The organism is Streptomyces sp. (assembly GCF_019510245.1).
Taxonomy (GTDB): domain Bacteria; phylum Actinomycetota; class Actinomycetes; order Streptomycetales; family Streptomycetaceae; genus Streptomyces.
On record NZ_JAEKKT010000126.1, the window covers coordinates 71,228 to 96,207 of the forward strand.

Genomic DNA, 24,980 nt, shown 5'->3' on the forward strand with positions numbered 1-24,980 from the left:
TCCCGGAGTCCTACTTGCCGAAGCCGAAGCCGTTCGAGCCCTCGACCTTGGCCCGCAGTCGCTTGCCCTTATCGGTGGCCTGGTCGTTGAGGTCCTGCTGGAAGTCGCGCATCCGGCCGAGCAGTTCCTCGTCGTGGGTGGCGAGGATGCGGGCGGCCAGCAGGCCCGCGTTGCGGGCACCGGCGACGGAGACGGTGGCGACCGGGACGCCGGCCGGCATCTGCACGATGGACAGGAGGCTGTCCATGCCGTCGAGGTACTTCAGCGGGACGGGCACGCCGATGACCGGGAGCGGGGTGACGGAGGCGAGCATGCCCGGGAGGTGGGCCGCTCCCCCGGCACCCGCGATGATCACCTTGAGGCCGCGCTCGGCGGCCTGCTCTCCGTACGTCACCATCTCGCGCGGCATGCGGTGCGCGGAGACGACGTCCACCTCGTACGCGATCTCGAACTCGTCGAGGGCCTTGGCGGCTGCCTCCATGACGGGCCAGTCGGAGTCCGAACCCATGACGATGCCGACAACAGGGCTCATTCGGTGATCGTGCCTCTCAGGTAGCCGGCAGCGTGACGTGCGCGCTCGAGAACGTCGTCCAGGTCGTCGCCGTAGGTGTTGACGTGACCGACCTTGCGGCCGGGCTTCACGTCCTTGCCGTACATGTGGATCTTCAGTTTCGGGTCGCGGGCCATGCAGTGCAGGTACGCGGAGTACATGTCCGGGTAGTCGCCGCCCAGGACGTTGACCATGACCGTCCACCGGGCGCGGGGCCGCGGGTCGCCCAGGGGCAGGTCGAGAACGGCCCGCACGTGGTTGGCGAACTGGCTGGTGATCGCGCCGTCCTGGCTCCAGTGGCCGCTGTTGTGCGGGCGCATCGCCAGTTCGTTGACGAGGATGCGGCCGTCGCGGGTCTGGAACAGCTCGACGGCCAGGTGGCCGACCACGCCCAGCTCCTTGGCGATCCGCAGGGCCAGCTCCTCGGCCTGCAGGGCGAGGGTCTCGTCCAGGTCGGGCGCGGGCGCGATCACGGTGTCGCAGACGCCGTTGACCTGCTGCGACTCCACCACCGGGTAGGCGACGGCCTGGCCGTGCGGGGAGCGTACGACGTTGGCGGCGAGCTCGCGGACGTAGTCGACCTTCTCCTCGGCGAGGACCGGCACGCCGGCCCGGAAGGGGTCGGTGGCCTCCTCGGCCGTCTCGACGACCCACACGCCCTTGCCGTCGTAGCCGCCGCGCACGGTCTTCAGGACGACGGGGAAGCCGTCGCCCTCGGCCGCGAACCGGACCACGTCCTCCTGGTCGGCCACGATCCGGTGCCGCGGGCACGGCACGCCGATCTCCGTGAGCTTCGCCCGCATCACACCCTTGTCCTGGGCGTGCACCAGCGCGTCCGGACCGGGGCGCACGGGGATGCCGTCCGCCTCCAGGGCCCGCAGGTGCTCGGTGGGCACGTGCTCGTGGTCGAAGGTGATCACGTCGCAGCCGCGCGCGAACGCGCGCAGCGTCTCCAGGTCGCGGTAGTCGCCGACGACGACATCGCTCACCACCTGGGCCGCGGAATCCTGGGGAGTGTCACTGAGGAGCTTGAACCTGATGCCCAGCGGGATGCCCGCCTCGTGCGTCATACGCGCGAGCTGACCCCCGCCGACCATGCCGACTACCGGGAACGTCACGCCCCTAGGATATCGGCCGCGCCGGGTGGCCGGTTTCCGCGCCCGCGGCCAGGGCTCTTACCCGCCGCTTCACCGCCTCTTGCCCCGCTTTTCCCGCGCCTTTCCGGAGCTCTTCCCAAGCCTTTCCCGGCCTGTGTCGCCATCCACAGGCGTCGGAGATACTGGGTCGTTAGAGTGGCTGAGTCGCAATACCTACTGACGGGAGCCCGCACAACCATGGAACGTGGTTCCTCGGGGCTGCAACGGCTCGTACGCGAGGTCGCCAAATTCGGCGCGGTCGGCGGAGCCGGCATTCTCGTCAATCTCGGCGTCTTCAACCTGGTCCGGCACGTCACCGACCTGCCAGTGGTGCGGGCGAGCGTCATAGCGACGGTCGTCGCGATCATCTTCAACTACCTCGGTTTCCGGTACTGGACGTACCGGGACCGCGAGAAGAGCGGCCGCACCAGGGAACTCACCCTGTTCCTGCTGTTCAGCGCGGTCGGCCTGGTCATCGAGAACGGCCTGCTGTACCTGGCCACCTACGGCTTCGGCTGGGACAGCCCGCTGCAGAGCAACGTCTTCAAGTTCGTCGGCATCGGCGTGGCGACGCTGTTCCGTTTCTGGTCGTACCGCACGTGGGTGTTCAAGGCACTGCCGGCGCGTGAGGCGGTCGCCGACGCGGAGGCCATCCTGGAGCGGGCCGCCGACGCCGAGAACCCCGCACAGCGGGTTCGGTAGGGCACACCGCGGGCAGGTCCTGGCGGACCGTCGCTCCTAGCGGACCGTCGGCAGGTCGTCGTCCGGCTTGTGCGGCGGCGGGGTGCGGGACAGGAACAGGCCGAAGACCGGTGGCTGGGCCTGGAGCAGCTCCAGGCGGCCGCCGTCGGCCTCCGCGAGGTCACGCGCGACGGCCAGCCCGATGCCGGTGGAGTTGCGGCCGCTGATGGTCCGCTCGAAGATGCGGTTGCCCAGGTCGGCGGGGACCCCGGCGCCCTCGTCGGTCACCTCGACCACCGCCTGGTTGCCGGTTACCCGGGTCCGCAGGGCGACGGTGCCGCCCCCGTGCATCAGGGAGTTCTCGATCAGCGCGGCCAGCACCTGCGCCACCGCGCCCGGCGTGCCGACCGCGCGCAGGTGCCGTTTGCCGGAGCTGACGATCGCCCGGCCCACGCCACGGTAGGCGGGCCGCCACTCGGCGAGCTGCTGCTGGATGACCTCGTCCAGGTCGAAGGAGACGGCGGAGCCGGTACGCGGGTCCCTGGAGTTCGTCAGCAGCCGCTCCACGACGTCCGTCAACCGCTCCACCTGCGTGAGCGCCACGTTCGCCTCCTCCTTCACGATGTCCGGGTCGTCGGTGAGGGTGATCTCCTCGAGCCGCATGGACAGCGCGGTCAGGGGCGTGCGCAGCTGGTGGGAGGCGTCGGCGGCGAGGCGCCGCTCGGCGGTGAGCATCCGCCCGATCCGCTCGGCGGAGGAGTCCAGCACGTCGGCGACCCGGTCCAGCTCGGGGACGCCGTACCGCTTGTGCCGCGGGCGCGGATCACCGGATCCCAGCCGCTCGGCGGTCTCCGCGAGGTCGGTCAGCGGGGAGGCCAGCCGGTTGGCCTGCCGGATCGCGAGCAGCACGGCGGCGATCACGGCGAGCAGCGCGACGGCCCCGATGATCAGCAGCGTACGGCCGACCTCCCGGGTCACGGTCGAGCGCGGCTCCTGGACGGTGATCGTCTCGCCTTCCTCACCGTCGGCCGTGTAGTGGATGACGTCGCCCTCGGGCTTCACGCCCAGCTCGATCGGGGGCTTGCCAGGGATCCGGATGACGGCGTACTGCTCCTTGCCGACCTGGCTGCGCAGTATCTCGGCGGTGACGTCCTCGTCCTCGAGAATCCGGCTGTCGACGATGCTGGCGAGGCGGAGCGCCTCGGAGTCGACGCGTTCCTGGGCACTGTTGCTGATGGTCCGCGACTCGACGATGACGAGCGAGACGCCGAAGACGGCGATGACGACGAGCACGACGGCCAACGTGGACTGAATCAGCCGACGCCGCATGTCAGCGCCCCGTCAGGGGCGCGGGGCCGTTACATCTGCGGCTCCGCCGCGTGGGCGCGAGCAACCACCTACAACGGTCAGTCGCGCACTGTGAGGTACCGCCCACCACTCAGCTCTTTTCGAAACGGAACCCGACACCACGCACGGTAGCGATGTACCGCGGGTTCGCCGCGTCGTCGCCGAGCTTCTTACGCAGCCACGAGATGTGCATGTCGAGCGTCTTGGTCGACGACCACCACGTGGTGTCCCAGACCTCCCGCATCAGCTGGTCCCGCGTGACGACCCGCCCCGCGTCCCGCACCAGCACCCGCAGCAGGTCGAACTCCTTCGCCGTGAGCTGGAGCTCCTCGTCGCCCATCCACGCCCGGTGCGACTCGACGTCGATCCGCACACCGTGCGTGGCCGGCGGCTGCGCCGGCTCCGCGGCACCGCGCCGCAGCAGCGCCCGCACCCGGGCCAGCAGTTCGGCGAGGCGGAACGGCTTGGTGACGTAGTCGTCGGCGCCCGCGTCGAGGCCGACGACGGTGTCCACCTCGTCGGCCCGCGCGGTCAGGATGAGGATCGGCACGGCGTGGCCCTCGGCACGCAGCCGGCGCGCCACCTCCAGGCCGTCCATGCCGGGCAGCCCGAGGTCCAGCACGACCAGGTCGACGCCGCCCTGCATTCCGGCGTCGAGCGCGGTGGGTCCGTCCTCGCGCACCTCCACCTCGTAACCTTCCCGGCGCAGTGCGCGGGCCAGCGGCTCCGAGATGGACGCGTCGTCCTCGGCGAGCAGTACACGGGTCATGGGGTGATGGTAGTCCGATTACGCGCAGTACTGGAGTGTGATCGGCACCAGGGATTCTTACCTTGGGGCACAGTGGTACGAACCTGTGGGTGCGAGGTGCGATCGTAGAGGGGACCTTCGAAACTGGGTGCGAGGTTCCTCCGACACCTGTGATCCCTGTCTCAAGTCCTTCCATATCCGGCAGTGTCCTGACGTACAGTGACGTGAACGCCTGTAGTACACCCGGGGACCTTTGGTGGGCATATTGACGCTGAAGGTCTCTTTTGTGTGCGGGCTGGCCTGCCAGCCTCGAAAGGAATGACCTCTGGCCGGGCTCCGGACGCGACGCAGCGTCACGGGGCGTGGATCCCGGTGGTCGCCGTCCACCGCCCCGCGACCCGGGGCGGAATCCCTGTGGGCGTGGGGTGGACGGGCGGACCCTGCCGGTGCCGGCCGCTCCCCCCACGGGTGCGCAGAGCCCCACCGCGCGCTCCGACCAGCAAGGAACGACCATGGCGTCCAGCCTGACGAAGGACTCGGTCCGACCGGGCACCCCCGGTTCCGAGAAGACCTTCTTCGGCCACCCCCGCGGACTGGCCACCCTCTTCATGACCGAGATGTGGGAGCGATTCTCCTACTACGGCATGAAGGCCCTGCTCCCGCTGTACCTGGTCGCTCCCGGCGGCCTGCACATGAGCGCGGCCACGGCGACGGCGATCTACTCGGTGTACCTGTCGCTCGTGTACCTGCTCGCCCTGCCGGGCGGCTGGTTCGCCGACCGTGTCCTCGGCCCCCGCAAGACGGTCGCCGTCGCGGGCACGATCATCATGTTCGGCCACCTGACGCTGGCGCTGCCCAGCGCCGGCACCTTCTTCGCGGGCCTCGGCCTGGTCGCCATAGGTTCCGGCCTGCTGAAGGCCAACATCTCCACGATGGTCGGCCACCTGTACGAGGGTCCGGACGACCCGCGCCGTGACGGTGGCTTCACGCTCTTCTACATCGGCATCAACCTGGGCGCGTTCGCCGCGCCGCTGATCATCGGCACGGTCGGCGAGAACTACAACTGGCACCTGGGCTTCGCGCTGGCCGCGGTCGGCATGGCGCTGGGTCTCGCCCAGTTCCTGCTCGGCACCCGCCACCTGAGCTCGCGCTCGGACATCGTCCCGACGCCGCTGTCCGCCGCCGAGAAGAAGGCGACGCTGACGAAGGCCGGCTTCTGGGCCGCCGTCGCCGTGGTCTTCTACGTCGTCGTGGGTGTCTCCGGCGTCTACACGCTGAACTGGCTGCTGGTCCCGATCACCATCGCCGGTCTGGTGATCCCGGTCGTCGTCATCGCCCGCATCAAGCGGGACAAGGACCTGGACCGCGCCGAGCAGTCCAAGATGAGCGCGTACATCTGGTTCTTCGTGGCCGCCGCCGTCTTCTGGATGATCTACGACCAGGGTGGCTCGACCGTCTCCCTGTTCGCCGACGCCTCCGCGAAGAACACGATCTTCGGCTGGAACTTCCCGGTCTCCTGGTACCAGTCCGTCAACCCGGTCATGATCATGGCGTTCGCGCCGGTCTTCGCCTGGGCGTGGCTGGCGATGGCGCGGCGCGGCAAGGAGCCGAGCACGGCCGTGAAGTTCGCCGGTGGTCTGGTGCTGATCGGTGCGTCGTTCTTCCTGTTCCTCGCCCCCCTGTCGATCGCGGACGGCGGGCACAAGGCCGCGGCGATGTGGCTGGTCGGGATCTACTTCGTGCAGACCGTGGGTGAGCTGATGCTGTCCCCGGTGGGTCTGTCGGTGACGACCAAGATGGCGCCGGCGAAGTACGCGTCGCAGATGATGGGCGTGTGGTTCCTCGCGGTCACCGCAGGTGACGCGACGACCGGGCTGCTGTCGATCGCCGGTGTCGACCTGAACAAGACGGGGATCGTGGCGTTGCAGGCGGCTCTCGCCGTGGTCGCCGGTGTGGCCGTGTGGCTGTACCGGAAGAAGGTCCGCGAGCTCATGGGCGACGTGCACTGATCGTTTTTTGACAGAGGGCCACCGCATCTTTTGGATGGGGTGGCCCTCCTGTGTTTCGGCTAACGGTTGGTGGGGGCTGATCGCGCAGTTCCCCGCGCCCCCAGAGGCAAGTTGGTCACCGCGTCCTCTTTCGAGGCATGAACGTGAACACGGCGCCGCCCAGCAGGATGGCCGTTCCTGCCACCAGGCCCAGCGCCTTCAGTGCGCCGTTGCTGTTGTCACCGGTCTCTGCCAGGCCGCCGCTGCCACTGCTGCTTCCGCTGCTTCCCGAAGTGGTGCTGCCCGACGCCCCGCCCGCCTGCTCCGTCGTGTCCAGGGTCAGCGAGACCGCGGTCTTGGTCGGGGTGCACGTCGTCGTCGTGCCGAGGGCCTCGACCGTCAGGACGCCCGGTGACAGCGTCGACTCGCCGCTCGCCCCCGGCTTGTACGTGCCCGTCAGGTCCGGGATCTCGATCGGGTCGCCGGACTTGATCGCGGAGGAGTTGGTGGGGCCCTCCACATGGACCGTGCCCTTGTCGGCGCCGCCCAGGACCACCTCCATCGACGGCTTCACCGAGTCCGCCGGGATGTCGGCGGGGCTGTCCATCACCGACCCCTTGAACTGCACGGTGAGGTCGAAGTTGCCGCCGTCCTTCTTGGCGTTGATCTGCACCGGCGAGGTCGCGCTCTTGTCGCCGATGGGTGTCTTGCAGGCGTAGGGGATGTCGACCTGCTTGCCCGTGAAGTCGGTCTGGCCGCTGCCCGTGCCGTCGGAGGCGGATGCGGAGGCGGAGGCGGACGCCGACGCCGAGTCGGAAGGGGATGCCGAGCCGGAGGGGGACGCCGACGCCGACGTGGTGTCCGACGGGCTCGCCGAGCCGCTCGAACCGCTGCCGGTGACCTGGATCGTGGCCGCCTTCTCCACCGTGCCCTTCGGGGTGCACACGGTGTTCGTCCCGTAGGCGTTGACCGTGTACGCGTCCGGCGTGAGCGTCACCTCGCCGGGCGACGTCAGTTTCAGCGTGCCCGTCATGTCGGACAGCACCATGTCGCCGCCCTTGGGGATCGCGGGGTTCTCGCGCGGCCCCTGCATGGCGATGTCGGCGGCCTGGGCACCGGCCGCCTTGACCGTGCCGGACGGCTGGACCGTGTTCGCGGGCAGGTCGATGATGTCGGGGTTCTTGGACGCGGCCTGCACGAACTTCCAGGTGATGTCGACGGTGTCGCCGACCTTAGCCGTGGCGGGCGCGGTGATCTCGACCTTGGTGGTCCCGTCGATCGGGTCGGCGACCCCGGCGGGCGGTACACAGTGGGTGGCGTACGACACCTCGGCCGCCTGGGCGGTCCCCGCGGCCGCGCCGAGCAGGGCGCCCGCCCCGGCGAGGACCAGGGCGGCCGCCGCCGCGCCCGCTCTGGCCGGTACCGGTGTCACTCTCCTTCGCATGATCACGTCGGTCCTTTCGTCGTCGGAGTCGTGGGACTCGTGGAACTGTCGTCGTGCGGTGCGGAGAGCCGGCCGGCCGTCGCGTCCGGACCGGAGTCCGGCGTGAACCACGGCAGGGTCGAGGTGGTGGAGGCCGCCGGGGGCGCGGGTGCCGCGGCGCGCAGGCGCGGCACCCGGAGGACCGGGCGGGGCACTCCCCGGTGCCGGATGCCGCCGGCGCGGGGCGGCCGTACCCGGTCCACCACCGCCATGCCGATGCGGAAGACGGCCGCCGGTACGACCACGCAGAGCAGGAGCCAGAAGAGGGTCACTCCCCAGGGGCGGCCGACGCCCCAGGGCTCCTCGGCAAGGACCTTGCCCTGGTACCTGACGGAGACGGTGTAGTCGCCGTGTGCCCCGGCGGAGAGTTCGACGGGCAATTCGACCTGGGCCTTCTTGCCGGGCGCCAGGGTGCCGTGCCACTGCTGCTCGTCCCACTGGGGGGCGAACACGCCGTGGGCGGTGCCGACCTGGAAGACCGGGTCCTTGAGGGTGCTGGATCCCGCGTTGCCGATGGTGAAGACGACGGTGCGGGAAGGGGGTGCGCCGAACCAGGTCAGCAGGCCCGAGGAGCCGTCGAGACGGGTGTCGGTGAGCATCGACAGGCTGCCGCCGGTGGACTGGGCGGGCAGCGCCTTGACGGGGTGGCCGGCGACCTGGAAGGCGGCGTCCGCGTCGGCGCCGGCGCCGGTCACGGTGGCCACGTGCACCACGCACGGGCAGGGGACCGGCGGTTCGGCGACCGGGAGCTGCTTGCTGAAGGAGCCGTTCGCGTCGGTGGTGACGGCCCGCCCGTCGGCGTTGGCGCAGGAGTTGGTGCCGCCGATCACACCCCGGGACGGGCTGGACTGGCCGCAGACCAGCATCATCAGCAGGGTGTGCGGCCGCCAGCCGGTGCCGCTGACGGTGACCGAACCTCCGGTGCCGGCCTGGGACTTGGAGACCTTGACGGTCGGCCCGCCGGCGGCTGCCGCCACAGGCACGAGGAACAGCGAGAACAGCGCCGCCAGCGCCGTCAGTGCCGCCAGCACCGGCACCGGTCTCGGGACCGCACGCACCCTCACCTCGCTGCTCCCGTCAACTCGACGTCCATGGACACGGGTTCGGCCGCCTGGCCGGTACGTCGTCCGCGCAGTCGTACGACCGTCACGGCGGCCCCCGCCGCCAGCGCGCCCGCCACCCCCGCGACCGCGCCCCACGGCACGAACCGCGCCTCGGTCTCCGCCGTGTCGTGTGCGCCGTCCGCCGCCGTCGCCGTCAGCCGGACGTCGACCGTGTCCAGGGCGGGGTGGCCGGGCCAGGGCTCGCTGAGGTCGGTGCGGGTGCCCGGTGCGAGCCGGACCGGGAGGGTGCGCGCGGCCCGGTCCAGCAGGACCCGGCCGAACAGGCCGTGGGCGCGCACCGCCAGCTTCGGAGTGAGCACCGTCGTACCCCGGTTGACCAGCTGGTAGGTGATGCGGTCACCGTGGACGGCGACGTGTTCTACGGTCAGCGCGGAGAGCGCGGGGCCGCCGACGCGCAGGCGGATGCGGGCGGTTGCGGTGCGGCCGTCGGCGTCCCTCGCCACGAGCGTGCCGGTGCGGTCGCCGGGGGCCGCGCCCGCCGGGACGGTCATGGTGAAGGGGACGTCGGCGCGGGTCCGGGCGGGGACCCGGACGGTCTGCTCGGCGAAGGCGACGGGGACGCCGGTGCCGGTCAGCCGTACCGTGGCGGGGTGGCCGCCGGCGTTGGTCACCGACACGGTGTCCTGGAGGACCGTGCCGGGGGTGCCCTCGGCGTAGAAGGAGGGGCGGCCGCCGCCCGCGGGCGTGAGCGACCAGCCCTCGGCGGCCGCCGCCCGCGGGGCGGTGGCGAGCAGGGTCAGCGCGGCGAGGCCGAGGACACGGGCGGCGGACCGGGCGGCTGACGGGACTGCGGACCGGGCGGACGGCATGGGCGGCTCCAGCGGTCGGACCCGGAGGTCAGCGGCGTACGGTCTGGTTCCGCCGGGTCAGCCAGAGCGTGCCCGCCGCGCCCGCCAGCAGCACGGTGCCGCCGAGGGTGCCGAGGGCGACGAACGAGTCCTCGGGCCCGGTCTTCGGGAGGGTGCCTCCGGAGTCGGTGCCGGTGCCGCCGGACGACGACGAGCCGGAACTGCCGGAGCTGCTCGAACCACCGCCCGCCGCGGTCACGTCCAGGGTCAGGGACGGGCCCGGGTTGTTGGTGGGGGTGCAGGTGGTCGTCGTACCGAGCGCCTTGATGGTGAGCGTGCCCGCCGTGAACGTCACCTTGCCGGACTTCTCCGGGGTGTAGGTGCCGCTCAGGTCGCTGATCTTGATGGGGGTGTTGGCGGGGATCGCGGCCTGGTTGGCGGCGCCGGTGACGTTCAGGGTGCCGCTGTCGGCGCCGCCGAGCTTGATGGTGGCGCTCGGGTTCATCGCGCCCTTGCCGAGTTCGACGGGGCTGGAGGAGACGCCCTTCTGCCAGGACATCGTGATCTTGTATCCGCTGCCGCTCTTGACGCCCGTGATGTCGATCGGGGAGACGGCGCTCTTGTCGCCGATCGGCGTCTTGCAGTGGTAGTTGACGTTGACGACGGTGGCGTGTGCCGCGGGGGCGGCGAGCAGCACCGCCGATCCGGCCAGGGCGGCGGCGGACGCGAGCACGGCGGTACGTTTCGGGTACGACGACACGGTCGGTCCACCCCATTCGTTACTGACGAGGTATCAGATTCGGCCGTCAAGGTACGCCGGGGCTCATGAGGAGGGAAGAGAAAGGGCGTGGCGGAAGTGTGGGGATGCCGAAGCGCCCCCTGGGATGTGATGCGCCCCGCCACAGCGCCCCGTCAGGGGCGTGAGGAACTGCGCGACCAGCCCCCACCGGCCGTCAGCCGAAAAGCAACGCGGCGCCCTCTTACGCCGGTGCCCCCAACTCCGCCCACACGGTCTTCCCGGCCGCCCCCTGCGCCCGTACAACCCCCCAGTCCAGACAGAGCCGTTGCACGATGAACATCCCGTGCCCGCCCGGCCGCCCCGCCCGGTGCGGCGTCCGCGGTGCCGGCTGCCCGGCCCCCCGGTCGGACACCTCCACCCGGATCACCTTCTTGTCGCAGGCCAGGAACAGCTCGTCCGGCCCCTCCGCATGCAGGCACGCGTTCGTGACGAGTTCGGAGACGACGAGGAGCACATCCTCGGCGGCGGCCCTGCGGTCGGCCGTCGCGGCCGGCAGCCACCCCCACGCGTGCAGCGCCTGGCGAGTGAAATCGCGGGCGAGCGGTACGACCCCGCTCTCGCCGTGGAGGCGGAGCCTCCGGACCTGACGACCCCCCGTCGAGGCCGGCAGGTCGTCGGACGCCGCCCCCTCGGACATCCCCGAAGCGCCGCTGGGCTCCGGGCCGCGGTCGCCCGGCGGGTAAGGCCGGGTCGTGCTCATCAGCGCTTCACCTCACCGATTCACCGGTTCACAGGAAAAATTTCGGGTTGCTGCAGTTCGTCCGGGCCTGTCGGCGCGATCGACTCGAACGTAGCCGGGCCGGGCGCGACAGATCCAGACTCTCTCCTGCCCGAGCGATCCACGGGAACACCCCCCGGTTCCGGACGCCGGGCCGGCCGGGGCTCAGCCCTCGCCGCCGGTCGCGCCGGTCCCGCCACCCCCGTCGTCCTCGTCGGCCAGGGCCGCCTCGACGGAGTCGTGGACGGTGAAGACCGCCTCGGCGCCGGTGATCTCGAAGACGCGGGCTACGACGGGCAGCATCCCGGCGAGGTGCACCCCGCCCCCGGCGGCCTCCGCCCGCAGCCGGGCACCCAGCAGCACGTTCAGCCCGGTGGAGTCGCAGAACTCCAGGCGTGAGCAGTCGACGACAAGGCGTGAGAACCCCTTGTCGAGGAGATCGTCAAGCGGCTCGCGCAACAGGTCGGCGGTGTGGTGGTCGAGCTCACCCGCCGGAATCACGACGGCACTGGAGCCCTCTTCCCGCACCTCCACCAGCAGCCGGCCCGACTGTGCGCTGCCGACCGTCCCGTGGTCCATTGCCGTCTCTCTCCCGAGGTCGTGACCGCTTTTGCCACCGTCTGACCGATGTCTGACGATGCCCACCGATGTCCGCCGAACGCCGCGTGGACGCCCTCGAACATTACGCCTTCTGCACGCAACCCGACACCCGAACAACCTCGCAGAATGGGACAAACCATAATAGAACGGACTTGCGAGTGCCTCCGCGGAGCGGGTAGGCCTAGTAGGGACACGTAACCGACACGGCCGGCTTTGGAGGCGCCGCACACCGCAGTGCACGCACGGCTCCGGCAGCCTTATTTGCCGAGAACGATGGAGGACACCATGTCACCCCGGCTCGACGCCTCGTACCCCCTGACGGCGACGTCGACACCCCCACCGGAACCACTGGATGCCATCGAGGGATTCTTCGCGGAACTCGGACACCCGGAGATCCCCCCGTACGACGAGGTCGACGCGGTCGACGCGCGCGCCTTGTCCAAGACCCTCTTCGAGCGGCTGGAGTCGCTGGAGGAAGGCACGCACGACTATTCGTACGTCCGCAACACCCTGGTGGAACTGAACCTCGCGCTGGTCAAGTTCGCCGCCTCCCGCTTCCGCTCGCGCAGCGAGCCGATGGAGGACATCATCCAGGTCGGCACCATCGGCCTGATCAAGGCGATCGACCGCTTCGAGCTCTCCCGCGGCGTCGAGTTCCCCACCTTCGCGATGCCCACCATCATCGGCGAGATCAAGCGCTTCTTCCGCGACACGTCGTGGTCGGTACGCGTCCCGCGCCGCCTCCAGGAGCTCCGCCTCGACCTCGCCAAGGCCGGCGACGAACTGGCCCAGAAGCTGGACCGCGCCCCCACCGTCGCGGAACTCGCGGAACGCCTCGGCCTCTCCAACGAGGAGGTCGTCGAGGGCATGGCGGCGTCCAACGCCTACACCGCCTCCTCCCTGGACGCACAGCCCGACGAGGACGACTCCGAAGGCGCCCTGGCGGACCGCATCGGCTACGAGGACCACGGCCTGGAGGGCATCGAGTACATCGAGTCCCTGAAGCCCCTCATCGCCGAACTCCCGGCCAGGGACCGCACCATCCTCTCCCTCCGCTTCGTCGCGGGCATGACCCAGTCGGAGATCGGCGACGAACTCGGGATCTCCCAGATGCACGTCTCCCGGCTGCTGTCCCGCACGCTCGTGCACCTGCGCAGGGCGCTGACGCTGGACGAATGACCCCGGTCCGACCGTTGCGCCGTCGGGGCGACGGGGATCCCCCCGCCGAGCCCCCGCCCCGGCCCGCTGCGTCTTTGGCCAAAGCTCCCCCGCTACCGCGAGTCACACCCCAAACTGGCCGGTACGTCAGGAAGGACGGCCCGGGAGAAGGGGTGCACGATGGTCGAGGACATCCAGGGCGGTCCGCCCTCGGACACCCGCCTGACCGAGCTCCTGCGCACCTCCACCCCCACCGCCTACCCCGCCCTCCAGGAGCTTCGCGCCCGCCACCACCCCGCGGTCCTCGCCTACGCCCGCCTCTGCACGGCCGGCGACGCGGCGGCCCGCCGGCTCGCAGCGCAGACCTTCACCACCGCCGCCCGCGACATCGCGCGCGGCGCCGAGCCGGTCGTACCCCTCCGTCACCACCTGCTCCTGCTCGCCGCCCGGCTGGCCGCGGGCTGGTCCGGCGACGAACACTCCGCCGCCCTGGACCCCACCCTCCTGCTGGTCCTGAACTCCTCCGGTGCCCCGGGCGGCCCGACCCCGCCACTGCTCCCGGCGTTCCAGTCCCTGCCGTCCCGCACCCAGGGCCTGCTCTGGTACGGCGTGCTGGACGGGGAGCCCGCCGAGCCGACCGCCACCTATCTCGGCCTGACCCCCGAGGACGTCCGGTACGACACCCCGCCCGCCCTCCAGTCCCTGGCCCAGGCCTGCCTGCGCACCCGCCTGGCCGCCTCGGACGATCAGCGCTGCGCGGACTTCCGCCGCCTGATCGAGGAGTCGGTCCGCCCGGAGAACCCGCGCCACAGCCCCGACCTGCACGCGCACATGGCGCACTGCCCGCACTGCACGGCCGCGTTCGAGGACCTCACCGCGCTCCGGGACGCCCCGCGCGAGACCCTGGCGGAGGGCCTGCTGCCCTGGGCCGGAACGGCGTACGCACGGCACGAAGCCCCGCCTGCCCCACCCGCCGGCCCCGCCCGGTCCCGGCAGCGCCGCCAGCCGTCCCGGCGCCTGCTCCTGACCTCCACGGCGCTGGGCGTGGCCCTGGTGCCGCTGCTGCTGGTCCTGCTGGCTCACCGGGACGGCCACGCCCCCGACCCCGCCGCCGCGACCCCGCCGCCGCCGAGCCCCCAGGTGACGGTGACGGCGACGGCGACCGTCTCGCCGACACCGTCCGGTGCCTCGGCCACGCCCAGTGCCAGTGCCAGTGCCAGTGCTGTGTCACACAGCCCCGCCCCGACCCGGTCCGCCCGTCCGACCCCCACCGCCTCCCCCGCCCCCGAACCCCCGGGAACGGCTTACGCCCAGGTCGTGAACCTCGCCACCGCCCGCTGCCTGGACGTGCGCGACGGCGACTTCGACGACGGCACCGACGTGGTCACGGCCCCCTGCTCCGGCTCCGCCAGCCAGCGCTGGCGGGTCGACCCGGACCGGGGCGTCCTGCAGTCCGCCGCGGACTCCGACTTCTGCCTGGACAGCCGGGGTTCCGTCGACAAGGGCGTCGGCATCTGGAGCTGCGACTCGGTGGACGGCGACCACGGCGACAACCTCCGCTTCACCGTGACCCCCGACGGCGAGATCCGCCCGGAGATCGCCCTCGAGACGGCCCTCACCCCGTCCGGCGACGACCAGCTCTCCCTGGACCCGGTGAACGACGGCACGGGACAGCACTGGCGGGCGGGGGCGGGCTGACTCAGCCGACGACCCGTACGCCCTTCCGCCACACCCCGCTGACCAGCGGCACCCCCGGCCGATATGCCAGATGGACATGGCTCGGGGCGTCCAGGAGAAGCAGGTCGGCGGAGGCGCCCGGGGTCAGGCGGCCGATGTCCGTCCGGCGCAGGGCTGCCGCGCCGCCCGCCGTGGCCGACCAGACCGCCTCGTCGGGGGTCATGTGCATGTCCCGTACGGCCAGGGCGATGCAGAAGGGGACGGAGGAGGTGAAGGACGAGCCGGGGTTGCAGTCGGTGGAGAGGGCGACCGTCGCGCCGGCGTCGAGGAGGCGGCGGGCGTCGGGCCATTCGGCGCGGGTGGAGAACTCGGCGCCGGGCAGCAGGGTGGCGACGGTCCGGCTGTTGGCGAGGGCGTCCACGTCCGCCGCGGTGAGGTGGGTGCAGTGGTCGGCGCTGGCCGCGTCGAGTTCCACCGCGAGCTGGACGCCGGGGCCGTAGGAGAGCTGGTTGGCGTGGATGCGCGGGGTCAGGCCCTTGGCCCTGCCCGCGGTGAGGATCGTCCGGGCCTGGTCGCCGTCGAAGGCGCCCTTCTCGCAGAAGACGTCGATCCAGCGGGCGTAGGGGGCGCAGGCGTCGAGCATCTCGCCGGTGACGAGGTCGACGTAGGCGGCCGGGTCGTCGGCGTGGTCCGGGGAGACGATGTGGGCGCCGAGGTAGGTGACCTCGTCGGTGTGGGCGGCGGCGATACGCAGCGCCCGCGCTTCGTCGGCGACCGTCAGGCCGTAGCCGGACTTCGTCTCGAAGGTGGTGGTGCCCTGGCGGAGGGCCTCGGCGAGGTAGTGCGTGAGGTTCCGCTCCAGTTCCTCGTCGGTGGCGGCGCGGGTGGCCGCGACGGTCGTCCGGATGCCGCCCGCCGTGTAGGAGCGGCCGGACATGCGGGCGTTGAACTCCTGGGTGCGGTCGCCCGCGAAGACCAGGTGCGAGTGGGAGTCCACGAAGCCCGGCAGCACCGCCCGGCCGCCCGCGTCGACCCGGTTGTCAGTGGCGGGTGCTTTGCTGGATTCACCGGTCCACACGACGCGGTCGCCCTCGATGACGACGGCCGCGTCCTGGATCAGGCCGAGAGGGGAGTTGTCACCGAGGGAGGGGTCGTTGGTGACCAGCGTGGCGATGTCGGTGATGGCGGTGCTGCTGCTCATGGCGTCCTCGTCGGAGTCCTTGGGTGGGCTGGTCGTCAGGTGCGAAGGGCTTCGACGGCCCGCGCGAGGGCCTGTGGCACGTCGGGTACGAGGGTGTGCGCGCCGTCCCGTACGACGTGACGGCCTCCGACGACCGTGTGCCGTACGTCCGCTGCCGTCGCCGCGAATACGGCCGTCTCGGCGCCGAGCCGCGGCAGCGGTCCCGCCGTTCTGACCGAGTCCAGCGCGATCGTGGTGAGGTCGGCGAGCATGCCGGTCTCGATGGCGCCGGCGTCGTCCCAGCCGAGGGCGGCATGTCCGTCGGCACAGGCGGCGCGCAGCAGGGCGGCGGCCGTCCAGTGGCCCCGGGTGCGGGTGCGCAGCCGCTCGTTCAGCTCCATCGCGCGCGCCTCTTCGAGCAGGTCGATCACGGCGTGGCTGTCGGAGCCGAGGGAGAGCGGCGAGCCGGCGCGCTGGAGCGCGACGGCCGGTCCGATGCCGTCGGCCAGGTCGCGTTCAGTGGTCGGGCACATGCAGGTGCCGGTGCCGGAGCCGCCGAGCAGGGCGATGTCCTCGTCGGTGAGGTGGGTGTTGTGGACGCCCGTGGTGCGTGGGCCGAGGACGCCGTGGTCGGCGAGGAGGCGGGTGGGTGTGCAGCCGTGGGCGGCCTGGCAGGCGTCGTTCTCGGCCGTCTGCTCGGACAGGTGCACGTGCAGCGGGGCCCGCCGCTCCTCGGCCCAGCGCGCCACCGTCGCCAACTGCCCTGCGGGCACCGCCCGTACCGAGTGGATCGCCGCCCCGATCCGTGCGTGATCCCGTTCCTTGAGAACTGAACAGCGTTCGGCCCAGGCCTCCGCGCTGCCGTCGGAGAAGCGCAGCTGGTGGGTGTTGGGCGGCTCGCCACCGTGCTTGTCCGAGATGCCCGAGGACAGGTAGGCGGTGTCGAGGAGGGTGATCCGGATCCCGGCGTCGGCGGCCGCCGCGATCAGCGCCTCGCCCATGGCGTTGGGGTCGGCGTACGGGGTGCCGCCGGGGGCGTGGTGGACGTAGTGGAACTCGCCGACGCAGGAGACGCCCGCCAGCGCCATCTCGGCGTACACCGCGCGGGCGAGCGCGTGGTAGGTCTCCGGGGTCAGCTGGTCGGCGAAGGCGTACATGAGTTCGCGCCAGGTCCAGAAGGTCCCGGAGCCGACCTGCACGGTGCCGCGCAGGGCGCGGTGGAAGGCGTGCGAGTGGGCGTTGGCCAGGCCGGGGAGGGTGAGGCCGCGCAGCACCTCGGCACCCGGCGGCGGCACGGGCACCTCGGTGCGCACCGCCGTGATCCGGCCGCCGGCCACCTCCACGGCGACGCCCGGCTCGACGTGCGTGTCCAGCCAGGCATGCTCCAACCAGTACGTCGTCCGTGTCGTCACCCGCAGGCCAGCCCTTCCAGTACGTCGGCGAGCGCGCTCACCCCGGCCACGCAGTCGTCCTCGGCCGCGAACTCGGCCGGGGAGTGCGAGACGCCGGTGGGGTTGCGCACGAACAGCATGGCGGTCGGGATGCTCCCGGAGAGGATCCCGGCGTCGTGTCCGGCACCGGTACCCAGGACGGGCACGGTGAGACCGGTGTCCCGGCCGAGGATGCGCCCCAGCTCGTCCCGCAGGGCGTGGTCGAACTCGACGACCGGCGTGAACGACTCGCGGACCACGTCCAGGTCGATGCCGTGTGCCTCCGCGTACTCCCGGGCCGCCTTCTCGATGCCGCCGACGACGGTGTCGAGGGTGGCCTGGTCGGCGGCGCGGGAGTCGAGCCAGCCGCGCACCAGGGAGGGGATGGCGTTGACGCCGTTCGGCTCGACGGCGATCTTGCCGAAGGTGGCGACGGCACCGGCGAGTTCGGCCTCCCGGCGGGCGGCGAGCACGGTCTCGGCGTACGACAGCATGGGGTCGCGCCGGTCCACCAGCCGCGTGGTGCCGGCGTGGTTGGCCTCGCCGCGGAAGTCGAACCGCCAGCGTCCGTGCGGCCAGATGGCACTGGCGATGCCGACCCGGTCGCCGGACAGGTCCAGCGCCCGGCCCTGTTCGACGTGCAGTTCGACGAAGGCGCCGATGCGGGCGAGCCGCTCGGGGTCGGGCCCGATGGCGTCGGGGTCGTAGCCCGCGGCCTCCATGGCCTGCGGCAGCGTGATGCCGTCGCCGTCGGTGAGCCGGTGGGCCTGCTCGACGGTCAGGTGCCCCGCGGTCAGCCGGGACCCGACACAGGCGAGCCCGAACCGGGCGCCCTCCTCGTCGCCGAAGTTCACGATGGCGAGGGGCCGGGTGAACTCCACCCCTCGCCCCCGGAGTTCGTCGAGCGCGGCGAAGGAGGACACGACGCCGAGGGGCCCGTCGAAGGCCCCGCCGTCCGGCACGGAGTCCAGATGCGACCCGGTGACGACGGCGTCCCCGGCCGCCGGGTCGCCGAGCCAGGCCCACTGGTTCCCGTTCCGGTCCACCTCGTACGCCAGCCCCCGCCCCTCGGCCTGCTCCCGGAACCAGGCCCGGCACTCACCATCGGCCTCGGTCCAGGCGAAGCGCCGGTAACCGCGGGAGTCGGGGTGCCGCCCCACGGGAAGCAGCTCACGCCACATGGAGTGAAAGGAAGCCGCGCTGCTCCCCGGACTCTGTCCAGGCTCTGGGCGGTCGTTCGGCAGGGCGATGGGGGTCCCCCCGCTCGAACGAAGTCGAGAGTGGGGGCGGGTGGGCACAGCCGCGCCCGCGCCCGGCGACGAGAGCTCGGCCCCCACCGGAGAGTCGCCGTTGGTCACGCCGACTCACCTTCACGCATCGGCACCCGAACCCCGCGCTCCTCGGCGACCGACTCCGCGATGTCGTACCCCGCGTCCACGTGCCGGATGACGCCCATGCCGGGGTCGTTGGTCAGCACCCGGCGGATCTTCTCCCTGCCCAGCTTCGTGCCGTCGGCGACCGTCACCTGGCCCGCGTGGATGGACCGGCCCATGCCGACCCCGCCGCCGTGGTGGATGGAGACCCAGGACGCACCCGACGCGACGTTGACCATCGCGTTCAGCAGCGGCCAGTCGGCGATCGCGTCGGAGCCGTCCAGCATGGCCTCCGTCTCGCGGTAGGGGGACGCGACGGAGCCGGCGTCGAGGTGGTCGCGCCCGATGGCCAGCGGCGCCGCCAGCTCCCCGCTCGCCACCATGTCGTTGAACCGCTCGCCGGCCTTGTCCCGCTCCCCGTAGCCGAGCCAGCAGATGCGCGCGGGCAGGCCCTGGAACTGGACCCGCTCGCCGGCCATCCTGATCCAGCGGGCGAGGGACTCGTTCTCCGGGAATAGGTCGAGGATCGCCTTGTCGGTCTTGGCGATGTCGGCGGGGTCGCCGGACAGGGCCGCCCAGCGGAAGGGGCCCTTGCCCTCGCAGAAGAGCGGGCGGATGTAGGCGGGGACGAAGCCGGGGAAGGCGAACGCCCGGTCGTATCCGGCCAGCTGTGCCTCGCCGCGGATGGAGTTGCCGTAGTCGAAGACCTCGGCACCGGCGTCCATGAAGCCGACCATGGCCTCGACGTGGCTGGCCATGGACTCGCGGGCCCGGGTGGTGAAGCCGGCCGGGTCCTTGGCGGCGGCGTCGGCCATGTCCTCGAAGGCGACGCCGACCGGCAGGTAGGACAGCGGGTCGTGCGCGGAGGTCTGGTCGGTGACGATGTCGATCGGGGCGCCCTCGGCGAGCATCCGCGGCAGCAGCTCGGCCGCGTTGCCCAGCAGGCCGATGGAGAGCGGGCGGCGGGCGTCGCGGGCCTCGGTGGCCAGCTGGAGGGCGTGCTCCAGGCTGTCGGCCTTCACGTCGAGGTAGCGGTGCTCGATGCGGCGCTCGATGGCACGCGGGTCGCAGTCGATGCAGATCGCGACGCCGTCGTTCATGGTGACCGCGAGGGGCTGGGCGCCGCCCATGCCGCCGAGGCCGGCGGTGAGGGTGATGGTCCCGGCGAGGGTGCCGTTGAACTTCTTGGCGGCGACGGCGGCGAAGGTCTCGTAGGTGCCCTGGAGGATGCCCTGGGTGCCGATGTAGATCCAGGAGCCGGCGGTCATCTGGCCGTACATGGTCAGGCCGAGGGCCTCCAGGCGGCGGAACTCCTCCCAGTTGGCCCAGTCGCCGACGAGGTTGGAGTTGGCGATGAGGACGCGCGGGGCCCACTCGTGGGTCTGCATGACGCCGACCGGGCGGCCGGACTGGACCAGCATGGTCTCGTCCTGCTTGAGGGTCCTCAGCGTGCGGACCATCGCGTCGAAGGAGCGCCAGTCGCGGGCGGCCTTGCCGGTGCCGCCGTAGACGACGAGCTTGTCGGGGTGCTCGGCGACCTCGGGGTCCAGGTTGTTCTGCAGCATCCGCAGGGCGGCTTCCTGCTGCCATCCCAGGGCGCTCAGTTCCGTACCGCGCGGTGCTCGTACGGGGCGGGGTCCTGACATGGTCTGCCTCCTAGCGGATCAGGGATCAACGGCCGGCGAAGTGTTCCTGCGGTTATTCACATCCTGGCCCGCTGAATAGAACTAGTCAATACATGGGTCCGGCAGCGCTGCCGCATTCCGGATGTTTGGCTGGACTTATGGGTCTTAAGGGTGTGGACGACGACATGTCGGGGGATGCCGTGGACGGACACGGGGACGACGGTGAGCGGGTCGGGCGGCGGGACGACGCCGTGCGGGCGGCGGTGGAGCAGGGACTGCTGGGGCCGGACGCGCCGATCGTAGGCCTGCTGGACGTGGCGGGCATCCGGGCGTCGGCGGCGGAGCTGCGCCGGGCGTTCGAGGCGGTCGCGGCGCCGGGCACGGCGATCCTGCACGCCTTCGCGGTGAAGGCGAACCCGCTGGTCCCGGTGGTGCGGCTGCTGGCCGAGGCCGGCCTGGGCGCCGAGGTGGCCAGCGCGGGCGAGCTGGCGCTGGCGCGGGCGGCCGGGGTGCCGGCGGAGCGGGTCGTGTTCGACGCGCCCGCGAAGACGGCGGCGGAACTGCGCGAGGCGCTGGCGCTGGGCGTCGCCGTGAACGCGGACAACCCGCAGGAGCTCACCAGGATCGACGCGCTCCGGCACGCACGCCCCACCCGTTCGCCGCTCGGGATCCGGGTGAACCCGCAGATCGGGGCCGGGACCATCGGGGCCACCTCCACCGCGACCGCGACCTCGAAGTTCGGGGTGGGACTGCGCGACGAGGGGGCCCGGGAGTGGGTCGTCCAGGCGTTCGCGGAGCGGCCGTGGCTGACCCGGCTGCACGCGCACACCGGGTCGCAGGGGATCTCGCTGTCACTGCTGGCGCGGGGCGTGGCGGAGACGTACGCGCTGGCCGAGGAGATCAACGCGCGCGCCGGGCGGCACCAGGTCGACACCCTCGACATCGGGGGCGGGCTTTCGGTCAACTTCGCCTCCGAGGCGACGGAGCCGACGCACGCGCAGTACGCGCGGTTGCTGGCGGAGGCGGTGCCGGGGCTGTTCGACGGGCGGTACGGGCTGGTGACGGAGTTCGGGCGGTCGCTGCTGGCCCGGCACGGCACGGTGCTGGCCCGGGTGGAGTACGCGAAGAGCTCCGGCGGGCGGCGGATCGCGGTGACCCACGCGGGGGTGCAGGTGGCGCCGCGGACGGTGTACGTGCCGGGGGCGTGGCCGCTCAGGATCGCCGCGTACGACGCGAAGGGGCGGCCCAAGGAGGGGGCGCCGGTGGTGCAGGACGTGGCGGGGCCGGCCTGTTTCGCGGGCGACCTGCTCGCCGAGGGCCGCGTGCTGCCGCCGCTGGAGCAGGGAGACATCGCGGCGGCACTGGACACCGGGGCGTACTACTTCGGCAGCCATTACTCCTACAACTCCCTTGCCCGGCCCGGGGTTTACGGCTTCGCACCGGACGGCGACGGGGGCGTGGCGTTCGCCGTCGTACGGGAGCCGCAGACGGTCGCCGAGGTGGTGGCCGAATCCGGAGGGGCGCACGCCGACGCGCTCACCACCCTGCGTGCAACCGAGAGCCGTTGAGACACCTCGGACAGCGGCGATCAACTGGTGTGAAAAGCAGCTCAGTTGACCAACACTAGCCTGCCGGGCGCATGTTCCACTGGAAAATGCCAAACGACTCACTCCTCCCGCACACGTTGCGTAGTGTCTGCGTCACTCAACCGGAGAGTCACGCGGCGGGAGGGGAGCCACGGTGCCCGGAATCGACGAGTGCTTACTGGAAGCCATGCGACTGCCCGGTGCCCGGGGCGCCGCGCTGGTCGACTGGACCAGCGGGCTGGCCCTGGGCACGGTCGGGGAGGCGCCCGGCGGTGATCACGAGACGACCGCCGCGGAGGCAGCCGAGCTGGCCCGGCTGGCCGCCGAGCACGGGGCGTTCAGCACGGAGGACGACACCGAGGTGAGCCCTCCGGTGGAGGACCTGATCGTCAGCAACCGGGACAGCTACCACCTGCTGCGGTTCGTGGTCACGTCCTTCGACGCCACCGTGTTCCTGCACCTGTGGCTGACCCGCGAGGACGGCAATCTCGCCCTCGCCCGGATCCGGCTCGGCGAGATGGCCGAGCGGCTGGTGCTGGGATGACCGTGGTCGAGACACCGCCGCCGCTGCCGGTCCGGGACCGCACGGCCGCGCACGAGAGAGTGCCCGGCGCGCTCTCCCCGATGCTGATACGCCTCGCCGAGGAGCGGGCCACCGGAGTCCTGGTCCGCGAGCACGGCACCCTGCACCTGGCCGAGGGTCGCGTGGTGCACGCCGAGAGCCCGCTCGCCCCCGGCCTCGACGTGCTCCTCACGGCCCACGGCACGCTCGACGCGGCGGCCTGGCCCTGGACCGACGACATAGCCGCCGCGACCCACCGGCTGCTCGCCGCCGGCCTGCTCCCGAGGGGCGCCCTGGAGCTGTGCCGGCTCAGCGCCCTGTACGACGCCGGGTACTTCGCGCTGGCGCCCAGCAGCACCCCGGGCCGGTTCCGGTACGGCACCACCGCCGCCGGTCCCTGGCACGCGGTGCCCGTCGCCGCCCTGGAGCGCGAGACCCTGCGCCGCCGCGAGCTGCTGCACCGCATCTGGCCCGACCCGTCGGCGGACAGCGCCCCGCTGATCCGCGCCGACCCCGTCGCGCCACCGCCGGTCACCCCCCGGCAGCGGGCGGTCCTGGACCGGGTGGACGGCGTCCGCACGGCCCCGCAGATCGCCCGGGAGCTGGGCAGGCCGGCCTTCCACACGCTGGTGGACGTACGGCGGCTGGCGGCGGCCGGACTCCTCGCCCCGAGGAACACCGCGCCCCTCCCACCCCCGCTCCCCCCGGTCACCGACCCCGACATCGCGCTGCTGAAGAGGCTCAGGGATGCGCTGGAGGCCCTTTGAACGGCACCGCCCCGCCGAGAGGAGACAGCTGATGGCGGCAGAACCCGGCAGCTCCGACAGAGAGGCCGTCCTCGACGAACTGCGCCGGTTACGCACCCGGATGCCCCAGCTCACCGGCGCCCTCGCGGCCGGCGTCGACGGCCTCGTCGTCGCCCACGACTGCCCGGGCGTCGATCCGGAGGGGCTCGCCGCGCTGACCGCGGCCGAGCTCGGTGTCGCCGTCCGGGTCTCCGACGCCACCGGCAAGGGCGAGCTCAGGGAGCTGCTGGTACGCGGCGAGGACGGCTACGTCGCCACCTACGCGGCCGGCCACAGCGCCGTACTCACCCTGCTCGCCGAGGACCGGGTGAACGTCGGCCGACTCCACCTGGAGGGCCGCCGGGCCGCCGCCCGGATCGGCGAGACGGTCGACGCCGCCGAGGCCGCCGCCAAGGCCCTGCGCCCGGCCCGCAACACAGCCACACGGACCAGAACCACGCGCACGCCACGCACCAGCACCACCACCGACGCGCGCACTGCAACCGACAGTTGAACAGTTGAAAGGAACCAGAAAGTCATGGCCAACACCGAAACCGCGCTGAAAGAGTGCCTGACCTCCATCGAGGGCGCCACCGGCGTCGCGCTCGTCGACTACACCAGCGGGATGGCGCTGGGCACGATGGGCGGCAGCAAGACCTTCGACCTGAACGTGGCCGCGGCCGGCAACACCGACGTGATCCGCGCCAAGATGCGCACCATGGAGCACCTCGGCCTCAAGGGCGAGATCGAGGACATCCTGATCACGCTCTCCAACCAGTACCACCTGATCCGGCTGCTCAAGGGCCGGGGCGGCAACGGCCTCTTCCTCTACCTGGTGCTCGACCAGGCCCGCGCCAACCTGGCGATGGCCCGGCACCAGCTGAAGCGGATCGAAGAGGACCTGGAGGTCTAGGGCCTGCCGTTCGGATCATGCCGGCGTCGCGGCAGACCCTAGGCGGCCCTCACACCAGGGCCGCGGTGCGGCGGCGGGCCCCGCCCGGGGCCGCGTCGCCCGCCGCGATGCCGGTACCGCGGTAGGCCTTGACGGCCTTGCCGGCCGGGCGGCCGCCGCGCTCGTCGAGCCAGTCGACGCGCAGCCACACCAGTTGTTCGCCGGCCTTCTCCCGGCGGCCCAGCCAGGCCGCCTTCAGGCGCAGCCCGGTGCCGGTCCCGGCGAGCAGCATGCCGCCGGCCGCGGGCACCGCGAAGGCCGAGCCGAGGGCGACGGCGAAGGCCAGCAGCAGCCACCAGCGGTGCCCCCGGCGCCAGTTCCGCACGGTCACCGCCCGGTCCTGGAGCACGTCGTGCTTGCCGGCCCGGGCGGCCCCGTGGACCAGGGCGGTGTACCGCCTGCGGCGGGTGAGCGCCACGACGGCGGCACCGATGATGAACAGCGCGGCCCCGGCCATGACGCCGATCCGCCGCCCGGTGATCCCGGAGGGCAGCACGCCGACGCCCGCCGCGAACACCCCGGACCACCACAGCGGCGCGGCGCCGGCCCGTACGACCACGGCCACCCGGGCCAGGCCCTGTCCTCCTCGTGTCCCTCGTCCCGCACGCGCCATGTCCGCAGCCTCCTCGCCGGTGTCGGCCCATTCCGTAGGGCGGGACGCTAACCAGCGAACGTGAGACGAGTCTTAAA

The 24,980-nt window shown here is 72.0% G+C and carries 24 protein-coding genes; 9 read left to right on the top strand and 15 right to left on the bottom strand.

Annotation, left to right across the window (positions count from 1 at the left end; translation table 11 throughout):
• Nucleotides 1-10: 10 nt before the first annotated feature.
• On the bottom strand, nt 11-532 hold the full coding sequence (gene purE, locus JF597_RS14405; RefSeq protein WP_293994033.1) for a 5-(carboxyamino)imidazole ribonucleotide mutase: 522 nt from the start codon (nt 530-532) through the stop codon (nt 11-13).
• A complete protein-coding gene (locus JF597_RS14410; protein ID WP_293994035.1) occupies nt 529-1,668 on the bottom strand; it encodes a 5-(carboxyamino)imidazole ribonucleotide synthase in 1,140 nt (379 codons plus the stop codon). Before JF597_RS14410 ends, purE begins: the two co-directional genes overlap by 4 nt.
• Before the next feature lie 216 nt (nt 1,669-1,884).
• On the opposite strand from JF597_RS14410, the gene JF597_RS14415 reads away from it, so the two are divergent.
• Nucleotides 1,885-2,388, top strand: a complete 504-nt coding sequence (locus JF597_RS14415; protein ID WP_293994037.1) for a GtrA family protein — start codon at nt 1,885-1,887, stop codon at nt 2,386-2,388.
• A 36-nt stretch (nt 2,389-2,424) separates the two neighbouring features.
• Here JF597_RS14415 and JF597_RS14420 read toward each other — a convergent pair whose 3' ends face one another.
• Both JF597_RS14420 and JF597_RS14425 read right to left on the bottom strand, forming a co-directional pair.
• Complete coding sequence (locus JF597_RS14420) at nt 2,425-3,696, bottom strand: ATP-binding protein (RefSeq protein ID WP_293994039.1); 1,272 nt, start codon at nt 3,694-3,696, stop codon at nt 2,425-2,427.
• Between the two features lie 109 nt (nt 3,697-3,805).
• On the bottom strand, nt 3,806-4,483 hold the full coding sequence (locus JF597_RS14425) for a response regulator transcription factor (protein ID WP_016436346.1): 678 nt from the start codon (nt 4,481-4,483) through the stop codon (nt 3,806-3,808).
• Between the two features lie 491 nt (nt 4,484-4,974).
• On the opposite strand from JF597_RS14425, the gene JF597_RS14430 reads away from it, so the two are divergent.
• On the top strand, nt 4,975-6,471 hold the full coding sequence (locus tag JF597_RS14430) for an oligopeptide:H+ symporter (protein WP_293994046.1): 1,497 nt from the start codon (nt 4,975-4,977) through the stop codon (nt 6,469-6,471).
• Between the two features lie 115 nt (nt 6,472-6,586).
• On the opposite strand, the gene JF597_RS14435 is transcribed toward JF597_RS14430, so the two are convergent.
• The 6 genes from JF597_RS14435 to JF597_RS14460 all read right to left on the bottom strand — a co-directional run bounded on the left by JF597_RS14435 (nt 6,587) and on the right by JF597_RS14460 (nt 11,941).
• Nucleotides 6,587-7,894, bottom strand: coding sequence for a hypothetical protein (locus JF597_RS14435; protein ID WP_293994049.1), 1,308 nt, complete (start codon nt 7,892-7,894; stop codon nt 6,587-6,589).
• 2 nt (nt 7,895-7,896) lie between these two features.
• Nucleotides 7,897-8,952, bottom strand: a complete 1,056-nt coding sequence (locus JF597_RS14440; protein WP_293994181.1) for a hypothetical protein — start codon at nt 8,950-8,952, stop codon at nt 7,897-7,899.
• Between the two features lie 41 nt (nt 8,953-8,993).
• The gene (locus JF597_RS14445; RefSeq protein ID WP_293994051.1) at nt 8,994-9,866 is read right to left on the bottom strand and encodes a hypothetical protein; all 873 of its coding nucleotides are present in this window, start codon (nt 9,864-9,866) and stop codon (nt 8,994-8,996) included.
• Between the two features lie 28 nt (nt 9,867-9,894).
• Nucleotides 9,895-10,578, bottom strand: coding sequence for an LPXTG cell wall anchor domain-containing protein (locus tag JF597_RS14450; protein WP_293994054.1), 684 nt, complete (start codon nt 10,576-10,578; stop codon nt 9,895-9,897).
• A gap of 247 nt (nt 10,579-10,825) precedes the next feature.
• Nucleotides 10,826-11,344, bottom strand: a complete 519-nt coding sequence (locus JF597_RS14455; protein WP_293994056.1) for an ATP-binding protein — start codon at nt 11,342-11,344, stop codon at nt 10,826-10,828.
• A 183-nt stretch (nt 11,345-11,527) separates the two neighbouring features.
• Nucleotides 11,528-11,941 (bottom strand): STAS domain-containing protein, encoded by a 414-nt coding sequence (locus tag JF597_RS14460; protein ID WP_293994059.1) that lies wholly within the window; start codon nt 11,939-11,941, stop codon nt 11,528-11,530.
• Between the two features lie 306 nt (nt 11,942-12,247).
• Here JF597_RS14460 and JF597_RS14465 point away from each other — a divergent pair, with 306 nt between their 5' ends.
• Together JF597_RS14465 and JF597_RS14470 are read left to right on the top strand one after the other, a co-directional pair.
• Nucleotides 12,248-13,141, top strand: coding sequence for an RNA polymerase sigma factor SigF (locus JF597_RS14465; protein ID WP_293994061.1), 894 nt, complete (start codon nt 12,248-12,250; stop codon nt 13,139-13,141).
• A 159-nt stretch (nt 13,142-13,300) separates the two neighbouring features.
• Nucleotides 13,301-14,818, top strand: coding sequence for an RICIN domain-containing protein (locus tag JF597_RS14470; RefSeq protein ID WP_293994064.1), 1,518 nt, complete (start codon nt 13,301-13,303; stop codon nt 14,816-14,818).
• 1 nt (nt 14,819) lies between these two features.
• Here the strand turns inward: JF597_RS14470 and hutI are convergent, their stop codons facing one another.
• From hutI to hutU, 4 genes are all read right to left on the bottom strand, one after another.
• A complete protein-coding gene (gene hutI / locus JF597_RS14475) occupies nt 14,820-15,998 on the bottom strand; it encodes an imidazolonepropionase (RefSeq protein WP_293994067.1) in 1,179 nt (392 codons plus the stop codon).
• A gap of 35 nt (nt 15,999-16,033) precedes the next feature.
• Complete coding sequence (locus JF597_RS14480) at nt 16,034-17,389, bottom strand: formimidoylglutamate deiminase (protein ID WP_293994069.1); 1,356 nt, start codon at nt 17,387-17,389, stop codon at nt 16,034-16,036.
• Entirely contained in the window at nt 17,386-18,588 is a 1,203-nt protein-coding gene (locus JF597_RS14485) for an allantoate amidohydrolase (RefSeq protein ID WP_293994071.1), read from the bottom strand. The genes JF597_RS14480 and JF597_RS14485 overlap by 4 nt, the downstream gene beginning before the upstream one ends.
• 173 nt (nt 18,589-18,761) lie before the next feature.
• Nucleotides 18,762-20,426, bottom strand: coding sequence for a urocanate hydratase (gene hutU, locus JF597_RS14490; RefSeq protein WP_293994074.1), 1,665 nt, complete (start codon nt 20,424-20,426; stop codon nt 18,762-18,764).
• Nucleotides 20,427-20,590: 164 nt separating this feature from the next.
• On the opposite strand from hutU, the gene JF597_RS14495 reads away from it, so the two are divergent.
• The 5 genes from JF597_RS14495 to JF597_RS14515 all read left to right on the top strand — a co-directional run bounded on the left by JF597_RS14495 (nt 20,591) and on the right by JF597_RS14515 (nt 24,251).
• Complete coding sequence (locus JF597_RS14495) at nt 20,591-21,973, top strand: diaminopimelate decarboxylase (RefSeq protein WP_293994076.1); 1,383 nt, start codon at nt 20,591-20,593, stop codon at nt 21,971-21,973.
• A gap of 172 nt (nt 21,974-22,145) precedes the next feature.
• Nucleotides 22,146-22,535, top strand: a complete 390-nt coding sequence (locus JF597_RS14500) for a hypothetical protein (protein WP_046731666.1) — start codon at nt 22,146-22,148, stop codon at nt 22,533-22,535.
• Nucleotides 22,532-23,320 carry a transcriptional regulator gene (locus JF597_RS14505; RefSeq protein WP_293994083.1) on the top strand — a complete coding sequence of 263 codons (789 nt, stop codon included), beginning with the start codon at nt 22,532-22,534 and terminating at the stop codon, nt 23,318-23,320. Before JF597_RS14500 ends, JF597_RS14505 begins: the two co-directional genes overlap by 4 nt.
• Nucleotides 23,321-23,351: 31 nt before the next feature.
• Nucleotides 23,352-23,852, top strand: a complete 501-nt coding sequence (locus JF597_RS14510) for a roadblock/LC7 domain-containing protein (RefSeq protein WP_293994085.1) — start codon at nt 23,352-23,354, stop codon at nt 23,850-23,852.
• A gap of 24 nt (nt 23,853-23,876) precedes the next feature.
• On the top strand, nt 23,877-24,251 hold the full coding sequence (locus JF597_RS14515) for a hypothetical protein (protein ID WP_293994087.1): 375 nt from the start codon (nt 23,877-23,879) through the stop codon (nt 24,249-24,251).
• A 49-nt stretch (nt 24,252-24,300) separates the two neighbouring features.
• On the opposite strand, the gene JF597_RS14520 is transcribed toward JF597_RS14515, so the two are convergent.
• The gene (locus tag JF597_RS14520; RefSeq protein WP_293994090.1) at nt 24,301-24,903 is read right to left on the bottom strand and encodes a hypothetical protein; all 603 of its coding nucleotides are present in this window, start codon (nt 24,901-24,903) and stop codon (nt 24,301-24,303) included.
• Between the last annotated feature and the right edge of the window lie 77 nt (nt 24,904-24,980).

Bases quoted from the DNA above. Each gene is read 5' to 3' on its own strand.
- JF597_RS14420 (WP_293994039.1), bottom strand. From the start codon at position 3,696: ATGCGGCGTCGGCTGATTCAGTCCACGTTGGCCGTCGTGCTCGTCGTC.
- JF597_RS14495 (WP_293994076.1), top strand. From the start codon at position 20,591: ATGTCGGGGGATGCCGTGGACGGACACGGGGACGACGGTGAGCGGGTC.
- JF597_RS14520 (WP_293994090.1), bottom strand. From the start codon at position 24,903: ATGGCGCGTGCGGGACGAGGGACACGAGGAGGACAGGGCCTGGCCCGG.
- JF597_RS14485 (WP_293994071.1), bottom strand. From the start codon at position 18,588: ATGTGGCGTGAGCTGCTTCCCGTGGGGCGGCACCCCGACTCCCGCGGT.
- JF597_RS14430 (WP_293994046.1), top strand. From the start codon at position 4,975: ATGGCGTCCAGCCTGACGAAGGACTCGGTCCGACCGGGCACCCCCGGT.
- JF597_RS14510 (WP_293994085.1), top strand. From the start codon at position 23,352: ATGGCGGCAGAACCCGGCAGCTCCGACAGAGAGGCCGTCCTCGACGAA.
- JF597_RS14470 (WP_293994064.1), top strand. From the start codon at position 13,301: ATGGTCGAGGACATCCAGGGCGGTCCGCCCTCGGACACCCGCCTGACC.
- JF597_RS14515 (WP_293994087.1), top strand. From the start codon at position 23,877: ATGGCCAACACCGAAACCGCGCTGAAAGAGTGCCTGACCTCCATCGAG.
- JF597_RS14460 (WP_293994059.1), bottom strand. From the start codon at position 11,941: ATGGACCACGGGACGGTCGGCAGCGCACAGTCGGGCCGGCTGCTGGTG.
- JF597_RS14505 (WP_293994083.1), top strand. From the start codon at position 22,532: ATGACCGTGGTCGAGACACCGCCGCCGCTGCCGGTCCGGGACCGCACG.
- JF597_RS14425 (WP_016436346.1), bottom strand. From the start codon at position 4,483: ATGACCCGTGTACTGCTCGCCGAGGACGACGCGTCCATCTCGGAGCCG.
- JF597_RS14455 (WP_293994056.1), bottom strand. From the start codon at position 11,344: ATGAGCACGACCCGGCCTTACCCGCCGGGCGACCGCGGCCCGGAGCCC.
- JF597_RS14415 (WP_293994037.1), top strand. From the start codon at position 1,885: ATGGAACGTGGTTCCTCGGGGCTGCAACGGCTCGTACGCGAGGTCGCC.
- JF597_RS14465 (WP_293994061.1), top strand. From the start codon at position 12,248: ATGTCACCCCGGCTCGACGCCTCGTACCCCCTGACGGCGACGTCGACA.
- JF597_RS14435 (WP_293994049.1), bottom strand. From the start codon at position 7,894: ATGCGAAGGAGAGTGACACCGGTACCGGCCAGAGCGGGCGCGGCGGCG.
- JF597_RS14445 (WP_293994051.1), bottom strand. From the start codon at position 9,866: ATGCCGTCCGCCCGGTCCGCAGTCCCGTCAGCCGCCCGGTCCGCCGCC.
- hutI (WP_293994067.1), bottom strand. From the start codon at position 15,998: ATGAGCAGCAGCACCGCCATCACCGACATCGCCACGCTGGTCACCAAC.
- purE (WP_293994033.1), bottom strand. From the start codon at position 532: ATGAGCCCTGTTGTCGGCATCGTCATGGGTTCGGACTCCGACTGGCCC.
- hutU (WP_293994074.1), bottom strand. From the start codon at position 20,426: ATGTCAGGACCCCGCCCCGTACGAGCACCGCGCGGTACGGAACTGAGC.